Below are 18,103 nucleotides of genomic sequence, written 5' to 3'. Positions count from 1 at the left end.
TGGTTTCGGACAACCCCGCTCGTCTACGACAGGGGTCGGCGCGCGGGCGTCGAGGAGCGCCTGCGGCGACGGACGACGAGCACCACACCGCCCAGCAGAGCGGCGCTGCCAGCCGCGGTGGCGATGAGGGGCGTGCGGTCTCTGCCCGCGGCGGCCAGGGTGCCGCTGGACGGTGCCGCATGAGTCGGGGTGGCCGACGTACCGAAGGTGAAGGTGACCTTGTCGTTGGAGGCGTCCGGGTCGTGGAGGGCGAGGCCTGCCGGGCCGGGACGCACGGTCGCCGTGCCCTTGGCCCCGTCGTACCCCTTGGCCGTCTTCACCCACAGCTCGAAGAACTGGCTCTTTCCGGCGGCGACGCCGAACGGCACCGGGCACACGTAGTGCCGGTGGCCCGCTTCGAAAGGTGCCGTGCCGGTGTTGCCGACCCGGAGCAGGCATTGGCCGTACGGGGAGTCCTCGCCCTCCTCGAAGGCGTTGCCCGTCGCCACCGTGCCCTTGGGCAGGACGACGTCGACCAGGGCGACGGCCTTTCTGACGGTGTTGTACACGGAGGCGGGTCCGTGGTTGACGGCGTTGAGATCGAGGGTCCATTCACCCGGGCGGCGGCCGGGCTTGGCGGTGGCGGTGGCGGCGAGATCCGCGGAGTTGTCGGCCGAGACGGTGAACCGGCCGTTGACGCCGGTCTCGAAACCGTTTCCCGGTCCGGAAGCCGGGACCAGGGTGATTGCCGGTCCGGTACCCCGCTCACTGCCGCCGCCGGGTTGCACGTCCGGCCTGATGAGTGTGACCGAGTAGTCGGTCACGGCGGACAGGACACGCTTGCCGACGGTGGCGGTCAGGGGGCTGCTCAGCTCCACGGTGGCACCGGCGGGGACGGAGGCCTTGAAGATGCAGGTGACGGATGCGTGGCCGCCCGGTTCGACGGCATCGTCCCCTCCGCCGTAGGTGCAGTTGGAGAACTTCCGGTCGAAGGCCAAACCGCCCTCCGATTCCCACTGCAGCATGACGCGCCGGTCGGTGGCCAGGTCCCCGGTGTTGCGGAGCTGGAGCGGTAAGGCGATCCGGGACCCGGTCCTGGCGTGGGACACATCTGCGATCCTGCCGACGACCAGCTTCGGAATGCCGACGACCACCTTCGTCTTCACGGTGGCGCCGGTGGCATGGTGGGGGGTCAGGGTGTATTTGATCGTGCCGCTCTCGCCGAGCTCGGCGCCCGCGTCCGCACGCACGCCGAAAAGGACCGAACGGCTCTGTGTGGAACCTGTGTTGACGCAGGTGATGATCCGCCCGTCGGCCTTGCACCTCGGGTCGTCGACCACAATGCTCGCGATACCGGTCAGGTCACGCATGTCGATGACAAGCGTGTCGTTCGTGGGGGCCGGGACCTGCGCCCCTGCGTCCGAGAACATCCAGTTCACACCGGTCGACCGCGGCGCCGACCCCACGTTGAGCTGCTTTTCCGCCTCGATCGTGGCGTACGCCTGCGTCGGCAGGGGCGACGGTGTCGCAGACGGACCGCCGGCCACGGCGGCTGCGCCGGGCGCCAGAGCGAGGACCACGGCGGCCGACCCAGCCCCGAACACGCTGCACTTGGCTTTCATGCACATGTGATGCGCGAGATGCCCCGAAGGTTGTCGTCCGCGTTAACGAAGAATTTCACTGATTCTCACGAAGTAAGAGATTTCTCATCAATGGAACCTGGCCTCCGGCCGCTCCCTCATGCAGGGCAGTGAAGGAGGTCGAAATGGGCGACAGCCCCATGAAGACGAGCAACGCGCTCACACGGCGGTTCGCGCCGAGACTCGATCCACCGCCTCAGCAGCGGCCGTGGCGTGTCGAGTTGGGAAAGGCACTGCCGGCACTGACGTTGTTCGTCTCCGTGCGGCTGGCCGGGGTGATCATGGCGACCTTGTGGTCGATGCACCTCGGCAGGCACCCGCGAACCGTGGGCGGCCTGGCATGGGACGGCCACTGGTACTGGCACATATCCCAGTACGGCTACGGCCTGATCGTCCACTCCGAGGGGGGCCACGCCGTCTGGAACGACCTGGCGTTCTTCCCCCTCTTCCCCGGCCTGATCCGCGCAGTGGACACGGTGCTGCCGATCGGCCCGGTCAACGTGGCTCTGCTCATCGCATGGAGTGCCGCCCTGGTGGCGGCCTGGGGCGTGTACGCGGTCGGCGAGCTGCTGCACGGACGACGCGTCGGGCTCCTCCTCGTGGCGCTGTGGGCGATGCTGCCGCACGCGATCATCCTGACGATGGCGTACACCGAACCACTGATGACCGCCTTCGCGGCCTGGGGGCTCTACGCGGTACTGACCCGCCGCTGGCTGACCGCGGGGACGTTGGCGGTGCTGGCCGGGCTGAGCCGTCCCAACGGCCTCGCGGTGGCGGCCGCCGTCATCACCGGCGCCGTCATTCATCTCTGGCAGCTGCGCCGCGCCGGTGCACCGACAGCGCCGCGCGCCTGGGCGGCCGCCGCAGTGGCTCCCCTCGGCTGGCTGGGCTACATAGGCTGGGTGGGGCTTCGGACACACGACCCGCTCGGCTACTTCCACGTGCAGAGTCTGTGGGGCTCCCGGTTCGACTTCGGCCGCTTCACCGCGCGCACGTTCAAGCACCTGATCGTCGGACACGACACCCTCGTCGTCTATGCGACCGCCGCGCTCGTGCTCGGCTTCCTGCTGCTGTTCGTCTTCTGCGTTCTGAACAGGATGCCCCTACCCCTGCTCGCCTACTGCGCGGTCCTCGTCGTGATGGCCGTCGGCGGCGCCCACTTCTTCACCAGCAAGCCGAGGTTCCTGCTGCCGGCCTTCCCGTTGCTGCTCCCGCTCGCCCGGCATCTGGCGCGCAGCCGCCTGCGCACCCTCGTCATCCTGTTCACCGCCCTCGCCGTCGTCTCCCTCTTCTACGGCACCTATCTGCTCACCGTCTCCCATCGGCCGCTGTGACGGGAGAGCCGTTCACCGGCCGTACAAGTCGCTGGGTGAGGTGTCGGCTGGGGCCTGAGTCGTCGGTATCACGGTCACGCCGGCCTCACGCAGGGCCGTGCACGTCGTGTCGTCCTCCGATGCGTTGGTGACGAGGGCATACAGGTCCTCCGGGCCGCAGATCTTCACCATGCCGGTTCCGGGGAACTTGCTCCTGTCGGCCAACAGGACCACTTTGTCGGCGGCGGTGATCATGGCTCGTCTGGCGGGCACTTCGGCCACGGTGGTGTCCATGACCTGGCCGCCGGGGCGGAGGCCGCAAGCGCCCATGAACAGCCAGTCGGCGTGGACTTGGCGGAGGTTGTCCTCGGCCATGAAGCCGTCCAGCATGCGTGATTCCCGGATGACCATGCCGCCGAGCAACATCAGGTCGATGTTCTCGTCGTCGTTGAGCTCGTCATACACCGCGAGGTTGTTGGTGATCACAGTGAGGCGGCGCCCGCGCAGCTGAAGCGCCAGCCGGTGGACCGTCGTACCGCTGTCGAGAATGACCGACTGGCCGTCCTCGATCATTGCTGCCGCCCGGGCGGCGATCGCGTCCTTCTCGTCCACCTGAACCGCGGCGGCCTCGCTGAACGACGGTTGGTCCTCCTCGACGACCGCCCCGCCGTGCACCCGGGTGAGCAGCCCGTCCGCCTCCAGCTTGAGGAGGTCACGGCGGATGGTCGCCGCGCTGGCATCAAGTTGTTCGGCGAGGTCGGTCACCGAGGCGGTGCCGCCGGAGCGCAGGACCTGCAGGATGAGTTGGTGTCGTCGTTCAGCCAGCACGCAACCGGACACTACACGCTGCCGGCCGGCGCAATCCGCTGACTCCTGGCCGCAGTTGGCGACTGCGCGTGCCGCTTCCGCTCAGAGGTCGTTCGGTGTGCCCAGGCCGGTGAGGGCGCCCACCGGGTCGAGGTCCGGGGTGCCGCGGGGCCACCAGTCGTCGTGGCCCGGCTCCGACTCGTAGGCGTACCACAGGCCGTCACGGCCGAGGCGGAGCTGGACGTGGCCGCGGGGGTGGGTGAGGTGGTTGCGCCAGGGTCTGAAGGCGGGGAGGTCGGCGGCGAGGAGGAGGGGGCGGGCGCGGTCGAAGCGTCCGGCGGGCGGGTCCCAGGGTTCCTCTAGGACGGCGAGGCCTTCGAGTCCGCCCTGCCGCCAGGCGGCGACCGCTCGGGCCAGCTCGGCGGGGGTGCGGTCGGCGGCCGAGGCGAGCGAGGCGTAGAGCGCGCGGGTGCCGGCGGTGAGGCCGGAGCCGGGGCGGGCGGCGGCGAGCCGGACGGCGTCCTGCCACAGCGTCAGCTCCGCCACCGGGTCACGACCCGTGCTGAGCAGGGCGTGGGCACGGGCGGCTGCGTCGGTCGCCAGCTGGTCCAGCGCGAAGGGGTCGGGGCCGCCCGGGGCCGCCGGGTAGACCGGGGGCTGCTCGGGGTGCGGCGGGACGGGCAACGGGGCCGGGAGCGGCGGTAGTTGGCGGGGCAGGAGGGCTTCGGTCGCGCGCACGCCGGGGAGCGGGGCCGGTTCCTGCTCCTGGGCGGCGCGGGCCGCGCGCGTGGCGCTCAGGCGGGAGAGGGCGTCGAGCAGCTCGCGTTCCCCGCGGCCGCGCAGCAGGAGGACTACGAAGGGGTCGGCGTCGAGGAGGCGTGCCGTCTGGTAGCAGAGGGCGGCGGCGTGTTTGCAGGGGTGGCCGCGGTCGGGGCAGCTGCAGTGCGGGTCGAGGTCGCGCGGGCCCGGCAGCAACGGCACTCCGCAGTCGGCGAGGGACTGGGGGAGCTCCTTGTCGAGCAGCGCCGCGATGTGCCCGGGCCGCTCGGCGGCGGCGTCCAGGAACCGCTCCCAGTCGGCGTCGTCCAGCGTGCGCAGCCGCACCTGCACGCGGTACGGGCGCGGGCGGCTGCCCTGCACATATGCGAGCACGAGTCCGGGCGTCACCGTGATGGCGTCCACATGGCCCTGCTCGGCGTAACTACGGCCACGCGCGAGCCGCTTGGCGTCCAGCGCCCCCTCTTCCAACGCCGTGACCCAGGCATTGCCCCACCATGTCTCCGCGAAGCTGGCGTCGGCGGGGGAAGCCGCGGAGGCTGGGGAGCCCGCGGAGGCCGGGGACCCGGAGGCGCGGGGCGGGAATGCGGGGAAAGTACGGCGCAATTCGCTGTCGCGGGCGGGGGCGGCCATGGAGTGGGGACGGAGCGCCGTGGGGCCGGTCGGGGATTCGCCGGAGGAGGGGATCGGGGCGGAGTGGGCGATTCCGGGACGCTGGACTTCGGCGAGGTGTTCGGCGGACCAGGCTGCCTGCGGGTCGCTGGACGTGGGTGTGGACGCGGACGGAGACGTCCGGGAACCCGAACTCGTCTTCGGTGCAGGGTCGTTGTCGTTCCGTTCCTGTCCCTGCCCGGCCGCTGGGGAAGGCATGCGGAAGGCGTCGCCGAGCAACTCCCCCAGATCCCGTCCCTGGACGCCGGCAGCCCGGCGGGACGCCTCGCCGCGACTCCCGTCCGCCGCCCGCCGCGGCCGACGCCGGGCCTCGGCTCCGGCACGCTCGGCATCCACCCGAGCCTGCCGCGACTCCGCCCGCGCAGCGCGCAACGCGGCGATCGCAGCCCGGGCAGCCCCCTCGGTGTTCGCTTTCCCGCCGGACGCCACATCCGATACGTCCCCGCCCAGGCCACCCGACGCCGCCCCGGAGGGTCCGGCGTCCGTGGCCCCGTCCGTGCCGCCTGCTTCGCGCTTTGCCGAGATCGCGCGGCGCAGTGCCGCGCGGGCGGCGTCTGCGGGTCGGGCCGCGCCGGGGTCGGGCGTCTCGGATGCCTCTCCGTGTTCGGGTCGCTGACTCAGCTTCCGCATCGGCTCGTCCCCCGCACCGCTCTCCGCGACCGGCTTCCCGTCAGCGGCCCTCCCCTGCCCCGGTGCGCCGCCCTCTCGGTTCTCCGTGCCGTGCTCCCGTGCCTCCCTCAGAGCCCGGCGGGCCTCGTCGGCCGGGCCCGGGGTCATGTCGGCCTCCGGAGGGTGACCAGGTCGGTGAGTTCGCGGTCGGTGAGTTCGGTGAGGGCCGACTCGCCGGAGCCGAGGATGGCGTCGGCCAACGCCCGCTTGGACTCCAGCATTTCGGCGATGCGGTCCTCGACCGTGCCCTCGGTGATGAGACGGTGTACCTGGACCGGCTGGGTCTGGCCGATGCGATAGGCACGGTCGGTGGCCTGTTCCTCGACCGCCGGGTTCCACCAGCGGTCGAAGTGGACGACATGGCCCGCGCGGGTCAGATTCAGGCCGGTGCCGGCCGCCTTCAACGACAGCACCAGTACGGGGGTCGCGCCGCTCTGGAAGCGGTCCACCATCCGTTCACGCTCCGGGACCGGCGTGCCGCCGTGGAGCAGGTCCACCGGGACCGCCCGGGAGGCCAGGTGCGCGGTGATCAGGCGGGCCATCCCCACGTACTGGGTGAAGACGAGTGCCGAACCGTCCTCCGCCAGCAGCGTGTCCAACAGCTCGTCCAGAAGGGCGAGTTTGCCGGAACGCGCGAGAAGCCGTTCGCCCTGGGCGGTCTCCTCCTTGAGATACAGCGCCGGGTGGTTGCAGATCTGCTTCAGCGCGCCGAGCAGCTTGAGCACCAGGCCCCGGCGGGCGATGCCGTCCGAGGTCTCGATGGCCAGCATGGACTCCCGCACCACCGCTTCGTAAAGGGCGGCCTGTTCGCGGGTGAGCGGCACCGGGTGGTCCGTCTCCGTCTTGGGCGGCAGCTCCGGGACGATGCCGGGGTCGGACTTCTTGCGGCGCAGGAGGAAGGGACGGACCAGGCGGGCCAGGCGGGCCACCGCCTCCTCGTCCTCGCCGTTCTCCACGGCGCGCGCGTGCCGGGCCCGGAAGGATTTCAGGGGGCCGAGAAGTCCGGGGGTCGTCCAGTCGAGCAGGGCCCAGAGTTCGGAGAGGTTGTTCTCGACGGGGGTGCCGGTGAGGGCCACACGCGCCGGGGACGGGATGGTGCGCAGGGCCTTCGCCGTCGCCGAGTACGGGTTCTTGACGTGCTGCGCCTCGTCCGCGACGACCATGCCCCACCGCTGCTCGGCCAGTCGCGGTGCCGTCGTCCGCATCGTGCCGTAGGTGGTGAGGACGAAGCCGTCGGTGAGGTCGTCCAGGGTGCGGTCCGGGCCGTGGAAGCGGCGGACGGGGACGCCGGGTGCGAACCGGGTGATCTCCCGCTGCCAGTTGCCCAGCAGCGAGGCGGGGCAGACGACGAGGGTCGGCTCGCTGCGGGCGCGCTTGAGGTGCAGCGCGATGAGGGTGATCGTCTTGCCGAGTCCCATGTCGTCGGCGAGGCAGCCGCCCAGGCCGAGGGAGGTCATGAGGTCCAGCCAGGACAGGCCCCTCAGTTGGTAGTCGCGGAGGGTGGCGCGCAGGCCCGGGGGCGGTTCGGCGGGGCGCACCCCTGCCGTCAGGCGGTCGCGCAGGGCCGCCAGGGCGCCGACCGGTACCGCCTCGACCGTCTCGCCGTCCACCTCCGCGCTGCCGCTGAGCGCGACGGAGAGCGCGTCCACCGGGTCGAGCAGGCCCAGTTCGCGCTTGCGGGCCTTGCGGACCAGGGCGGGGTCGACCAGGACCCAGCGGTCACGCAGGCGCACCACCGGACGGTGGGCCTCGGCGAGGGCGTCCATCTCGGCCTCGCTGAGAGGGTCGCCGCCGAGCGCCAACTGCCAGCGGAACTGCAGGAGTTCCTCGCTCTCGAAGAAGCCGGTGCCGTCGGTCGCGGAGCCCGGCGCGGGCCGTACCACCGCGGCCGCGCTCAGGTCCTGGGCGAGGTCACGGGGCCAGTGCACGGCGACCCCGGCGGCTGCGAGCCGGGTTGCCGCCACGCCGAGCAGTTCGCCCAGCTCCTCGTCGTACAGCGCCAGGACGTCGGGCACGTCCTGCTCGGAGAGCCGGTCCAGCGGCGGCCAGATCCGGGCCGCGCGCCGCACGGCGAGGGCCGCGTCCACGCGTGCGCGGGGGCCGAACACCGCGTCCGCCTCGCCCGCCCACAGGGCCGCCGCGTCGGCGATCAGCGTGGGGTCGGCGAGGCTGTGCACCTGGACGATCGCCGCGCCCGCGGTGCGCACCGACTCGTCCCGGTCGAACAGCTCGTACGCCGACAGGTCGAGGCGGAGCGAGATGCGTACGCCCGCGTCCATGCCGGCGGCGACCTCGGCGGCCCAGTCGCGGGCCCCGGGCAGGCGCTGCGGGCGGCGATCGGCGAAGGGCCTGCCGGAGGCGTGCGGTGCGGCGGGGGTGCGCGGGAGGGTGTCGGCGACCGCGTCCATGAAGGAGCGCATCAGGGCTTCCGGCTCGGGCAGCCGCAGCGGGCCCGGTCCGGGCAGCGGGACCGCGTGGCCCTCGTACGGCAGGGCCGCGGCGACCGACCGGATGTGCGCGATGTCGTCCGGGTCCAGGGGCCCGGCCCGCCAGGCGTCGTGGCCGTCGGCCGTCAGGCCGGGCAGCAGGCGTCCGCGCGCGATGAGCCGCAGCGCGTGCAGTGCGGCTGCGCCCCAGCAGGCGGTGGCGGGGTGGGCGGCCGGGTCGCGCCGGGCGCGGACGAGGTGGGGCAGCGCCTCGCCGACCGGGATGGACAGCGCGGGGGCGGTCCTGCGCCGTACTCCCGCGCCGTGCGGTCGCACGACCGTGAGCTCGGCCTCCCCGGCGGTCAGTGGGCCGCCCTCCGGGTCCCAGAAGGCGATCCGCCCGTCCCGCGGCAGCGGGGCGGGCAGGAAGACGGCCGCGAGCCGGACGGGCACGGATCCCCCCGCGCCCTGCTCCCGCTCCCCCGCTCGCCCGGCCACCGCAGCCGTGTCGCTCATACGACCTGTCACCTCCCGCCCCGTGTGTCGGATCAGACGTCTTCGACTCTACGGGCGGGGTCTGACAATCGGCTCCGGCGGCCGCGCCGAGGCCGGTCGCGTCAGGGAACCGTACGGGAGACGACGTAGAAGAACGGGTTGTTCCTGTTCCCCAGGCTCATCATGACGTACTGGGTGGGCTTGGGTGCCTTCTGCTCGTGGACCAGGCCGTACCAGGGGCCCGGGCTGGTGAAGTCCCAGCCGGTGATCTTCTGGTCGCGTGCGCTGATGGTGATGTCGCCCCGCTTCAGATCGGCGCGGGTGACGCCCATGTCGTGGAGGAAGACGTCGAGGTTGCGCAGGGGGGTCTGGAACTGGACGTAGAGACGGCTGGTCTTCCAGTTGTTCGTCTCGTAGCTCGCGACCTTGCCCGAGGGGTGCGGCATCGGCACCTGGTAGAGGCGGCGCTGCACCTTCGACGGCCAGCCCTTGGTCAGGCCGGTCGCCGCGTACTTGGCCTCCTTGTCCTTGCCGCTGTCGCGGCTCTGGTTGGCGGAGATCACCAGATAGCCGGCCGGGACGCCGATGAGCAGCACGATGATGAGCAGGGTGAGCGCCCTGCGGCGGATCTTGTGCCGGCGGTCCTCGGCCGGCTTCGGCGGCTCGTCCGGGGGCAGGGCCTGGCGCGGCAGCGAGGCGGTCATGCGGTGTCCCGGGTGGAGCGGCGGGTCTCCAGGTACCGCTCGTAGCGCTCGTGCCGCTCGACCCGGCGCCGGTTGGCGCGGCGGAAGCGGCGGGCCACCAGGCGGGCGAGGTCGGCGGCGCCGACCATGCCGGCCTCGGGGCCGAGCTGGGCGCGCGCGATACGGGCCTCGGGGCGGTAGCCGCGGCCGGTGAGCTGACGCTTGAAGGCGTCCCGCGCGGGGCCGATCAGCAGGTCGTCGGCGGCCGAGACACCGCCGCCGATCACGAAGCAGGACGGGTCCAGGGCGGCCGCCAGGTTCGCGATGCCGACGCCGAGCCACTGCCCGATGTCCTGCAGCAGCTCGATGCACATCGCGTCGCCCTCGCGGGCCAGCTCGGTGATCATCGGGCCGGTGATGTCGGCGATGTTGCCCTTGACGTGCTCGATGATCCCGTACGCCACCGGCGAGTCGGCGGCGGCCAGCTCCCTGGCCTCGCGGACCAGCGCGTTGCCGGAGCTGTACTGCTCCCAGCAGCCGCGGTTGCCGCACGGGCAGCGGTGGCCGCCGGGCACGACCTGCATATGGCCGAACTCACCGGCGACACCGTACTTGCCGCGCTTGACCTGGCCGTCCTCCAGGATCGCACCGCCGATGCCGGTGCCCAGCGTGATCATGACGAGGTGGTCCTCGCCGCGGCCGGCGCCGAAGCGCCACTCGGCCCAGGCGGCGGCGTTCGCGTCGTTGTCGACCAGGACCGGTACCGCGAGCCGGCCCGCGAGGCGGTCCCTGAGGGGCTCGTTGCGCCAGGACAGGTGGGGGGCGAACAGGATGCGGTTGCGGTCGGCGTCGACCCAGCCGGCCGCGCCGATGCCCACCGCGTGCACGTCGTGCCGGTCGGAGAGGTCCAGGACCAGTTCGACGATGGTGTCCTCGACGACCTTGGGGCTCTTGGACTTGTCCGGGGTCTCCGCGCGGAGCTTCTCCAGGATGTTGCCGTCGGCGTCGACGACGCCCGCCATCACTTTTGTGCCGCCGATGTCGATGCCGACCGTCGGCACACGGGGTGCGGTCAGGTGTGACCGGCGCTCCCTCGTGCCGACCGTACGGAGCGCGGGGGCACGGCGGGAGCCTATGGGGGCGGTGAAGTTGCCGTAGGTGCTCATCAAGGCCCGATTGTGCCTCACCGTGCGTAAGGGTGCTGTGCGGGGGAGCAATGGGGGGTACGCGATATGTGCCCGGAAGCGGGTGGGTTGTGGCTGGTCGCGCAGTTCTGCGCGCCTCTGCGGGGCGCATCCACCCGGTGTCACATCTCATAAGCGAGCAGAACAGCCGCTTCATTGTCCTGACATTGCGACGAACCCGACTCCGCCCAGGCAGATCTTCAGGACCGTACGAGCAGCTGGAACTCGAACGAGTAACGCGTCGGCCGGTAGGTGTGAGTGCCGTACTCGACCGCGCGGCCCGTGTCGTCGAAGGTGACGCGCTGCATGGTGAGCAGCGGGGCGCCCTCTGTTTCGGCGAGGCGCTCGGCCTCGGCGGCGGTGGCGCCGCGGGCGCCGATCGTCTGGCGGGCGCTGTGCAAGGTGATCCCGGCGGCACGCATCATGCGGTAGAGGCCTGTGGCCTCCAGCTGAGCGGTGTCCAGGTCGAGCAGGCCGGGCGGGATGAAGTTGCACAGGTACGCCATCGGCTCGCCGTGGGCGAGCCGGAGGCGCTCCACACGGTGGACGTCGCTGTCCTCGGCGACGTTGAGGGATGCGGCGACCTCGGCGGTCGCGGGTACGACCGTGTTGACGAGCACCTTGGTGGCGGGGCGCTGGCCGGCCGCCTCCAGGTCGTCGTAGAGGCTGGAGAGCTCCAGGGGGCGCTTGACCTGACTGTGCACGACCTGTGTGCCCACACCGCGGCGGCGCACCAGGAGGCCCTTCTCGACGAGCGACTGGATGGCCTGGCGGACGGTGGGCCGGGACAGGCCGAGCCGTGCGGCCAGCTCGATCTCGTTGCCCAGCAGGCTGCCGGGGGTGAGCGCTCCGTGCTCGATTGCCGCTTCGAGCTGCTGGGACAGCTGGAAGTACAGCGGCACGGGAGAGCTCCGGTCCACCCTGAGCTCGAGCGACGCGGTCGGGTCCACTTCTGGTTTCGGCACGGGCCGAGCGTAGCTCCACATGTTGTTGACGGGAAGTTGTGTAGTTCGATTGTCCGGACATATGCATTGACAGCGTACGCACCGAACCCTCACTTTGTTTCCATGCGCATCGGGGTCATCGGTACAGGCCGCATCGGCACCATTCATGCGAACACGCTCAGCCGCAACCGCGAGGTCGGGTCGCTGATCCTCACGGATGTGGATCCGGCGCGGGCCCAGGAGCTCGCCCTCCGCCTCGGGGAGACGGCGGCACCGGGGGTGGACGAGATCTTCCGGTGGGGCGTGGACGCCGTGGTGATCACGACGGCGACGTCGGCCCACGCCGAACTGATCGGTCGGGCAGCACGTTCGGGGCTCCCGGTGTTCTGCGAGAAGCCCATAGCGCTGGATCTGCCCGGCACACTGCATGCCATCGGCGAGGTCGAGGCGGCCGGGACGATTCTGCAGATGGGCTTCCAGCGCCGCTTCGACGCGGGCTACACGGGCGCGCGCGACGCGGTTCTCGCGGGCCGGCTCGGGCGGCTGCACACCGTACGGGCGGTGACGTCCGACCAGGTTCCTCCCGCGCCCGGGTGGCTCCGGCTGTCAGGCGGGCTGTACCGGGACGCACTGATCCACGACTTCGACGCGCTGCGCTGGGTGACGGGGCACGAGGTCGTCGAGGTGTACGCGGCCGGGTCCGACGCGGGACCACCGATGTTCCGGGAGGCGGGTGACGTGGACACAGGTGCCGCGCTGCTCACGCTCGACGACGGCACCCTCGCCACGGCCACGGCGACGCGGCTGAACGGCGCCGGCTACGACGTCCGCATGGAGCTGGCCGGGGAACTCGACCAGATCGTCGTCGGCCTGGACGACCGTACGCCGATCGCGTCCACGGAGCCGACCGGGCCGCCCGCCGCGGACAAGCCGTGGTCCGGCTTCCTGGAGCGCTTCGGCCCTGCCTACGAGGCCGAGTTGGCCGCGTTCGTCGAGGTCGTCCTGGGGCAGCGGGCCAACCCCTGCGACGGCCGCGAGGCCCTGCAGGCGCTACGGATCGCCGAGGCCTGCGAGGTCTCCCGACGGGAACGCAGACAGGTGGCGCTCGCGGAGATCCCGGGCCGGACCGAAACCGCCTTCCGGTAAGCCACCGCACCCATTGGCCGTAGCCCGACTGCCAACACACCGGCAGGCCGCGCACCCCCGCATCAGCATCCCCGGCAGCCAGTCGCCGGGCAGGCCGTCGAGCGACAGGACGGAGCCGGCCGGCCAACCCCTGCGACGGCCGCGAGGCCCTGCAGGCGCCACGGATCGCCGAGGCCTGCGAGGTCTCCCGACGGGAACGCAGACAGGTGGCGCTCGCGGAGATCCCGGGCCGGACCGAAACCGCCTTCCGGTAAGCCACCGCACCCATTGGCCGTAGCCCGACTACCAACACACCGGCAGGCCGCGCACCCCCGGATCAGCATCCCCGGCAGCCAGTCGCCGAGCGGGCCGTCGAGCGACAGGACGGAGCCGGCCGGCCAACCCCTACGACGGCCGCGAGGCCCTGCAGGCGCCACGGATCGCCGAGGCCTGCGAGGTCTCCCGACGGGAACGCAGACAGGTGGCGCTCGCGGAGATCCCGGGCCGGACCGAAACCGCCTTCCGGTAAGCCGCCGCACCCATTGGCCGTAGCCCGACTGCCAACACACCGGCAGGCCGCGCACCCCCGCATCAGCATCCCCGGCAGCCAGTCGCCGGGCAGGCCCTCGAGCGACAGGGTGGGGGCGCGCTCCAGGAGTCCGCTGCGGCTCGGCCGCGCCCTGAAGGGGCGCGGGGCTGTGACACATGCGGCTCCGCCGCGTGGGCGCGACAAGCCACGACGACGCCGCAGACGGTCGACAACCCATCACCGCCCCGCGGCGGGGCCGCATATCGGCACCACCCGCGGAGCGCTCAGTGCCCGTCGCCGTCCGGTTCCTCCAGCAGGCCCGCGTCGTACGCCAACAGGGCGATCTGCACACGGTTGTTGAGGTCGAGCTTGGCCAGGATGCGGGAGACATGGGTCTTGACGGTGGCGACGCTCATGAAGAGCGTGGCGGCGATCTCGGCGTTGGACAGGCCGCGGCCGACCGCGACGGCGACCTCGCGTTCGCGGTCGTTGAGGGCGTCGATGCGCACGCGCGCGTGCGTGCGCCGGGTGTCGGCGCCGGAGCCCGCGGCGTGCTCCATCAACTGCCGTGTGACGGTGGGCGACAGCACGGGGTCGCCGACCGCGACCCGGCGCACGGCGTCGACGATCTCGGCGGGCGGGGTGTCCTTCAGGACGAATCCGGCGGCGCCCGCACGCAGGGCGCGCAGCACCTGTTCGTCGGCGTGGAAGGTGGTGAGGACCACGACCTGCGGGGCGTCCTTGCGGTCCCGCAGCCGCTCGGTGGCCGTGAGGCCGTCCACCGACGGCATCCGGATGTCCATGAGGACCACGTCGGGACGGGTGCGGTCGACGAGTTCCTCGACCTCGGCGCCGTCGGCGGCCTCGCCGACGATCTCGATGTCGTCGGCGCCGCCCATCATCAGGGACAGCCCGGCCCGCACCAGGGGGTCGTCGTCGACGAGGAGCAGTCTGATCGCAGTCATGGGCCTTACGTAATCACGGCGGGCGGGGCCGCCGCGCCCGGGTCGCTTCATCCCCAGGGCAACCAGGCCCGCACCCGGAACCCGCCGTCCGATTCCGGCCCGTGCTCGAGCCGACCGCCGGTCAGGGTGGCCCGTTCCGTCAGCCCGATCAGGCCCTGCCCGGAGCCGGGCACGGCGGGCACCTCCCCCTCCGGCGCGGGATTGCGCACGTCCACGACGAGGCCCTCGCCCGGGGCGCCCGTGACGGAGACGGTGACCTCCGTGCCGGGGGCGTGTTTGCGGGCGTTGGTCAGGGCCTCCTGAGCGATGCGGTACGCGGTGCGGCCGACGGAGGACGGGACGGCGGCGGGGTCGGTGACGCGGCTGGCGAGGGTGACCTTCATGCCGGCCTCGCGGCACTCGGCGACCAGCCCGTCCAGCGCGGCGAGCGTCGGCTGCGGACGGCCCGCGTCGTCGGGCTCGCCCGCACGCAGGACACCGATGATCTCCCGCAGGTCCTGGAGGGCCTCGTGCGCACTCTCACGGATGACGCCGGCCGCCCGCGCGACCTCCTCCCGAGGTGCGTCGGGCCGGAACTCCAGAGCGCCCGCATGCACGCTCAGCAGCGTCAGCCGGTGCGCGAGGACGTCGTGCATCTCGCGGGCGATGGCCTCGCGGGCGAGCCGCTGCGCCTGCTCGGCGCGCAGCTGCGCCTCCGTCTCGGCCCGCCGGGCGCGGTCGCGCAGGCTCACCATGAGCTGGCGCTTGGACCGTACGAACATGCCCCAGCCGATGACGGTGAGGGTGAGCAGCTCTGCGAACGCGACCGCCCCCGCGTACTGCAGGTCGGGGTCCGGGCGCAGCCAGGAGTAGAGCGGGATCAGCGCGAGGGAGATGCCGCCGATCCAGGCGACGTACCGGAAGGGCCGGTGCACGGCGAGGGTGAAGATGACGACCATGGCGGCGCCGCCCGCCGTGTTCGACAGGAAGCCGACGGGGATCATGGCGACGGCGAGCCCGAGCGGCCAGCGGCGGCGCGCCCACACCGCGGCGCAGGCCAGCGCACCGAGCAACTGGTCGACGACGGCGAGGGCGTACGGGGTGTGGGTGTCGTTGTTCAGGGTGTCCGCGGCCGCCAGACCGATGGCGACGGCGAGCAGGAAGCAGGTGAAATCGACGACCCAGTCGCGTGCTGTGCGCCGGGGCCGCCCGGATCGCCCGGCGTCGGGGTCGATCTCGTGCAGTACGGCCGACGGGAACAGCCATCTGCGGCCGATGACCCCTGCGGCCGGTGTCGGCTTGTCATCCCTCACGGTCGACAAATCTACGCAGTGAGCCGTGCCGCCACCCCTCCATGCGGAGGATCCCCGACCAAAGTCGCACCACTGGAGACTTTCGGCGCGCACCGCCGCCGGACGGTGGACTTCCGTCGGGGACGACTCGCCCCGCGGCCGATGTCTGTGGGGGGTCCGCGGGGCGAGGGTCGGAGCATGAAGCAGCTGCTGGAACTCGTCGGATTCATTGCCCTGGTGCAGGGCGTGCTGGGCCTGGTGCACGAGTTCACCCACTGGCATGTGGGTCTCGTGCAACGGCTCGGCTTCCTCGACGGCTACGGGGTCTACACGAGCGTCGCCCTGGTGGTGCTGGCGTTCGCGCTGTTCGCCGCCGCGACCAGCCGGAAGTCCGGATGAGCGCCGACCGGACTTCCGGCTGGTCGCACTGTTCCCTCGGAGTGACTGAGCGGGGGAAGTCGCTCAGCAGCCGAAGTCGATCAGGTCGAACGTGGCGTAGTGGTCCGAGGTGTAGTAGTCCTCCTGGGACTGCTCGCCGGTCACGATGCGGCGAGCTCCGCGCGTGGGCGAACCGGGCGTGATGACCGTGTACTCGTGGTAGTACCCGGACGACTGGCTGGGCAGGACGCCTTCACGGTTCGAGAAGACGGTGCCGTCCTGCGAGTACGGGTAGGGCCCGCCCTGCGCGATCAGGTCGAGGGTGTCGTGGGCCTGGGAGGGCAGGGAGTTGTAGCAGATGCTGCCGACGGAGTCGGCGGCTGCGTCCGCAGTGGTGGCGGTGACGGCGCCGCCCACGAGGAGGGCGGACAGAAGAACGGCTGCGGCACCGATGCGAGTGGTGCGTGTGGGGGATGTCATGCCCTCATGATGACGCGCGTAGACAGTGGCATGTCAATGTCAAGTCCGGAGAATTTCCCGTCAAGTCCGATGAGTTTTCCGCACGTTAACTTGCGGCCCTTCGTCCCCACGCGGTCCCCACAAGCACCAGCGCGCCGCCGGCCAGTCCGAGCGCACCGAGTCGTTCCCCGCCGAGCGCGATGCCGGCCGCGGCGGCCCACAGGGGTTCGGTGCCGAGCAGCAGGCTGACGCGCGAGGGGGACGTCCGGCGCACGGCCCACATCTGCACGAAGAACGCGAACAGCGTGCAGCACACGGACAGGAACAGCAGCCCGGCCCACTCCCGCGCCCCGAATCCGGCCGCCGTGCCCCACGGCGTGGTGTCGGCGCCCGCGGACAGGACCGCGAACACCGCGACGGCGGCGCCCAGTTGGACCGCGGTGAGCGACAGCGCGTCGGCGCCCCGGACGGCCCTGATGCGGGACATGGCGAGGACGTGCACGGTGCGGGCGAGGGCGGCGAACAGCATCAGCAGGTCGCCGAGGGAGGGGCGGGTGAAGCCGCCGCCCTGGGTGAGCAGGACGACGCCGAGCACGGAGAGGCCTGCTGCCGCGAGGAACGCCCGCGGGGGCCGGACGCGCGTGACGGCGGCCTCGGCGAGCGGGGTGAAGATCATCGTGAGGCTGATGATGAGGCCGGCGTTGGTCGCCGAGGTGTGGACGACGCCGTACGTCTCCAGCAGGAAGATCCCGCCGAGGATCAGCCCGAGCAGAGCGGCGCCGCGCAACTGGGCGGCAGTGAGGGCACGCAGGGAGCGCCGTGCGACGACGGCGAGCACGGGCAGGACGACGGCGAAACGCAGCACCAGGACGGCGAGCACCGTCCGCGCGGTGGTGATGTCCTTGGCGGCGAGGTAGCTCGCGCCCCATACGACCGCGACGAGAAGCACCGGCAGGTCGGTGAGCCAGGCTCGGCGGGGGGCGAGCGGGCGTGGTACGGCGATCGACGACATGGGGGCGGCTCTCCCGGTCTCCGTCGGGTGTGCGGAGACGTCGGCGGCTCCTACGGGGAGCGATCACCGTACCGGCGCGGCTGATCGCCAGCTAGGCGTTTTCGGGGAGCTCGTACGAGCCGTAGTCGGGTCGTCCGGCCACGTCGTACGACTGGATGGAGACCCCGGCGGGGGTGGTGCGGCCGCCCGTGTGGCGGAACTTGGTCGGTACGGCGCCCTCCCTGAAGAGACGGAGGCCCGTGCCGAGCACCACCGGGAACGTCACCAGGTGGAGGGTGTCGACCAGGCCCAGGTCCAGCAGGGACTGCACGAGGGCGCCGCTGCCGTGCACTTGCAGCTCGCCCTCGGTGCGCTCCTTGAGGGCGGTGACCTCCTTGGCGAGGTCGCCGCTGATCACCGTCGTGCCGGACCAGGCGGGGTCGCTGAGGGTGGACGACGGGACGTACTTCGGCAGCGCGTTCAGCTGGGAGGCGATGCGGTTGGCGGGGTCGGTCACCTTGGGCCAGTACGACGCGAAGATGTCGTACGTGCGGCGGCCGAGGAGGAACGCGGCGGGGCGCTCGAAGACCTCGCCGACGAACCGGCCGAAGTCGTCGTCGCCGTAGACGAAACTCCAGCCGCCGTGCTCGAAACCGCCCCGGGTGTCCTCCTGGGGGCCGCCGGGTGCCTGGTAGACGCCGTCGAGGGTGACGAAGATCGTGGAGACGAGCTTGCCCATGGCGGGTGCCTGCTTCCTGGTGTGGGGTCTGTTGTCATCACCTCAGACCCCACCGGC

15 protein-coding genes and 1 pseudogene are annotated in these 18,103 nt (G+C 71.9%); 4 read left to right on the top strand and 12 right to left on the bottom strand.

Annotated elements, in window-relative coordinates:
- Nucleotides 1-23: 23 nt before the first annotated feature.
- Nucleotides 24-1,601, bottom strand: a complete 1,578-nt coding sequence (locus EDD92_RS37550; protein ID WP_123968419.1) for a hypothetical protein — start codon at nt 1,599-1,601, stop codon at nt 24-26.
- A gap of 143 nt (nt 1,602-1,744) precedes the next feature.
- Here EDD92_RS37550 and EDD92_RS37545 point away from each other — a divergent pair, with 143 nt between their 5' ends.
- A complete protein-coding gene (locus tag EDD92_RS37545; RefSeq protein WP_260327023.1) occupies nt 1,745-2,953 on the top strand; it encodes a hypothetical protein in 1,209 nt (402 codons plus the stop codon).
- Between the two features lie 12 nt (nt 2,954-2,965).
- Here EDD92_RS37545 and EDD92_RS37540 read toward each other — a convergent pair whose 3' ends face one another.
- The 6 genes from EDD92_RS37540 to EDD92_RS37515 form a co-directional block, all read right to left on the bottom strand.
- Entirely contained in the window at nt 2,966-3,760 is a 795-nt protein-coding gene (locus tag EDD92_RS37540; RefSeq protein WP_123968418.1) for a DeoR/GlpR family DNA-binding transcription regulator, read from the bottom strand.
- An 81-nt stretch (nt 3,761-3,841) separates the two neighbouring features.
- Complete coding sequence (locus EDD92_RS37535) at nt 3,842-5,965, bottom strand: SWIM zinc finger family protein (protein WP_123968417.1); 2,124 nt, start codon at nt 5,963-5,965, stop codon at nt 3,842-3,844.
- On the bottom strand, nt 5,962-8,799 hold the full coding sequence (locus EDD92_RS37530; protein ID WP_123968416.1) for a DEAD/DEAH box helicase: 2,838 nt from the start codon (nt 8,797-8,799) through the stop codon (nt 5,962-5,964). Before EDD92_RS37530 ends, EDD92_RS37535 begins: the two co-directional genes overlap by 4 nt.
- A gap of 101 nt (nt 8,800-8,900) precedes the next feature.
- Nucleotides 8,901-9,482: a sugar kinase gene (locus EDD92_RS37525; protein ID WP_123968415.1), complete on the bottom strand. Its 582-nt coding sequence runs from the start codon at nt 9,480-9,482 to the stop codon at nt 8,901-8,903.
- Nucleotides 9,479-10,627 (bottom strand): ROK family glucokinase, encoded by a 1,149-nt coding sequence (locus EDD92_RS37520; RefSeq protein WP_123970719.1) that lies wholly within the window; start codon nt 10,625-10,627, stop codon nt 9,479-9,481. The genes EDD92_RS37525 and EDD92_RS37520 overlap by 4 nt, the downstream gene beginning before the upstream one ends.
- 218 nt (nt 10,628-10,845) lie before the next feature.
- Entirely contained in the window at nt 10,846-11,631 is a 786-nt protein-coding gene (locus tag EDD92_RS37515; RefSeq protein ID WP_185124246.1) for a GntR family transcriptional regulator, read from the bottom strand.
- Nucleotides 11,632-11,712: 81 nt separating this feature from the next.
- Between EDD92_RS37515 and EDD92_RS37510 the strand changes: the two genes are divergently transcribed.
- Entirely contained in the window at nt 11,713-12,735 is a 1,023-nt protein-coding gene (locus tag EDD92_RS37510) for a Gfo/Idh/MocA family oxidoreductase (protein WP_123968414.1), read from the top strand.
- Between the two features lie 122 nt (nt 12,736-12,857).
- Nucleotides 12,858-12,989: pseudogene (locus EDD92_RS51585) on the top strand (dehydrogenase); the annotation flags it as partial.
- 538 nt (nt 12,990-13,527) lie between these two features.
- Here the strand turns inward: EDD92_RS51585 and EDD92_RS37495 are convergent.
- Together EDD92_RS37495 and EDD92_RS37490 are read right to left on the bottom strand one after the other, a co-directional pair.
- On the bottom strand, nt 13,528-14,208 hold the full coding sequence (locus EDD92_RS37495) for a response regulator transcription factor (protein WP_123968413.1): 681 nt from the start codon (nt 14,206-14,208) through the stop codon (nt 13,528-13,530).
- 47 nt (nt 14,209-14,255) lie between these two features.
- On the bottom strand, nt 14,256-15,500 hold the full coding sequence (locus EDD92_RS37490; RefSeq protein ID WP_123968412.1) for a histidine kinase: 1,245 nt from the start codon (nt 15,498-15,500) through the stop codon (nt 14,256-14,258).
- A 177-nt stretch (nt 15,501-15,677) separates the two neighbouring features.
- Here EDD92_RS37490 and EDD92_RS37485 point away from each other — a divergent pair, with 177 nt between their 5' ends.
- A complete protein-coding gene (locus EDD92_RS37485) occupies nt 15,678-15,878 on the top strand; it encodes a hypothetical protein (RefSeq protein ID WP_123968411.1) in 201 nt (66 codons plus the stop codon).
- Between the two features lie 63 nt (nt 15,879-15,941).
- Here the strand turns inward: EDD92_RS37485 and EDD92_RS37480 are convergent, their stop codons facing one another.
- The 3 genes from EDD92_RS37480 to EDD92_RS37470 form a co-directional block, all read right to left on the bottom strand.
- Entirely contained in the window at nt 15,942-16,337 is a 396-nt protein-coding gene (locus EDD92_RS37480; RefSeq protein WP_123968410.1) for a ribonuclease domain-containing protein, read from the bottom strand.
- Nucleotides 16,338-16,422: 85 nt separating this feature from the next.
- A complete protein-coding gene (locus EDD92_RS37475; RefSeq protein ID WP_123968409.1) occupies nt 16,423-17,328 on the bottom strand; it encodes a DMT family transporter in 906 nt (301 codons plus the stop codon).
- Between the two features lie 91 nt (nt 17,329-17,419).
- On the bottom strand, nt 17,420-18,046 hold the full coding sequence (locus EDD92_RS37470; RefSeq protein WP_030940584.1) for a dihydrofolate reductase family protein: 627 nt from the start codon (nt 18,044-18,046) through the stop codon (nt 17,420-17,422).
- Nucleotides 18,047-18,103 lie beyond the last annotated feature (57 nt).

The organism is Streptomyces sp. TLI_185 (assembly GCF_003814765.1).
In the GTDB taxonomy this organism is placed as follows: domain Bacteria; phylum Actinomycetota; class Actinomycetes; order Streptomycetales; family Streptomycetaceae; genus Streptomyces.
This window is presented reverse-complemented; position numbering and strand designations above follow the sequence as displayed.

Coding starts and splice junctions, on each gene's coding strand:
- EDD92_RS37495 (WP_123968413.1), bottom strand. CDS start 14,208: ATGACTGCGATCAGACTGCTCCTCGTCGACGACGACCCCCTGGTGCGG.
- EDD92_RS37515 (WP_185124246.1), bottom strand. CDS start 11,631: ATGTGGAGCTACGCTCGGCCCGTGCCGAAACCAGAAGTGGACCCGACC.
- EDD92_RS37535 (WP_123968417.1), bottom strand. CDS start 5,965: ATGACCCCGGGCCCGGCCGACGAGGCCCGCCGGGCTCTGAGGGAGGCA.
- EDD92_RS37470 (WP_030940584.1), bottom strand. CDS start 18,046: ATGGGCAAGCTCGTCTCCACGATCTTCGTCACCCTCGACGGCGTCTAC.
- EDD92_RS37485 (WP_123968411.1), top strand. CDS start 15,678: ATGAAGCAGCTGCTGGAACTCGTCGGATTCATTGCCCTGGTGCAGGGC.
- EDD92_RS37510 (WP_123968414.1), top strand. CDS start 11,713: ATGCGCATCGGGGTCATCGGTACAGGCCGCATCGGCACCATTCATGCG.
- EDD92_RS37550 (WP_123968419.1), bottom strand. CDS start 1,601: ATGAAAGCCAAGTGCAGCGTGTTCGGGGCTGGGTCGGCCGCCGTGGTC.
- EDD92_RS37545 (WP_260327023.1), top strand. CDS start 1,745: ATGGGCGACAGCCCCATGAAGACGAGCAACGCGCTCACACGGCGGTTC.
- EDD92_RS37525 (WP_123968415.1), bottom strand. CDS start 9,482: ATGACCGCCTCGCTGCCGCGCCAGGCCCTGCCCCCGGACGAGCCGCCG.
- EDD92_RS37475 (WP_123968409.1), bottom strand. CDS start 17,328: ATGTCGTCGATCGCCGTACCACGCCCGCTCGCCCCCCGCCGAGCCTGG.
- EDD92_RS37480 (WP_123968410.1), bottom strand. CDS start 16,337: ATGACATCCCCCACACGCACCACTCGCATCGGTGCCGCAGCCGTTCTT.
- EDD92_RS37530 (WP_123968416.1), bottom strand. CDS start 8,799: ATGAGCGACACGGCTGCGGTGGCCGGGCGAGCGGGGGAGCGGGAGCAG.
- EDD92_RS37520 (WP_123970719.1), bottom strand. CDS start 10,627: ATGAGCACCTACGGCAACTTCACCGCCCCCATAGGCTCCCGCCGTGCC.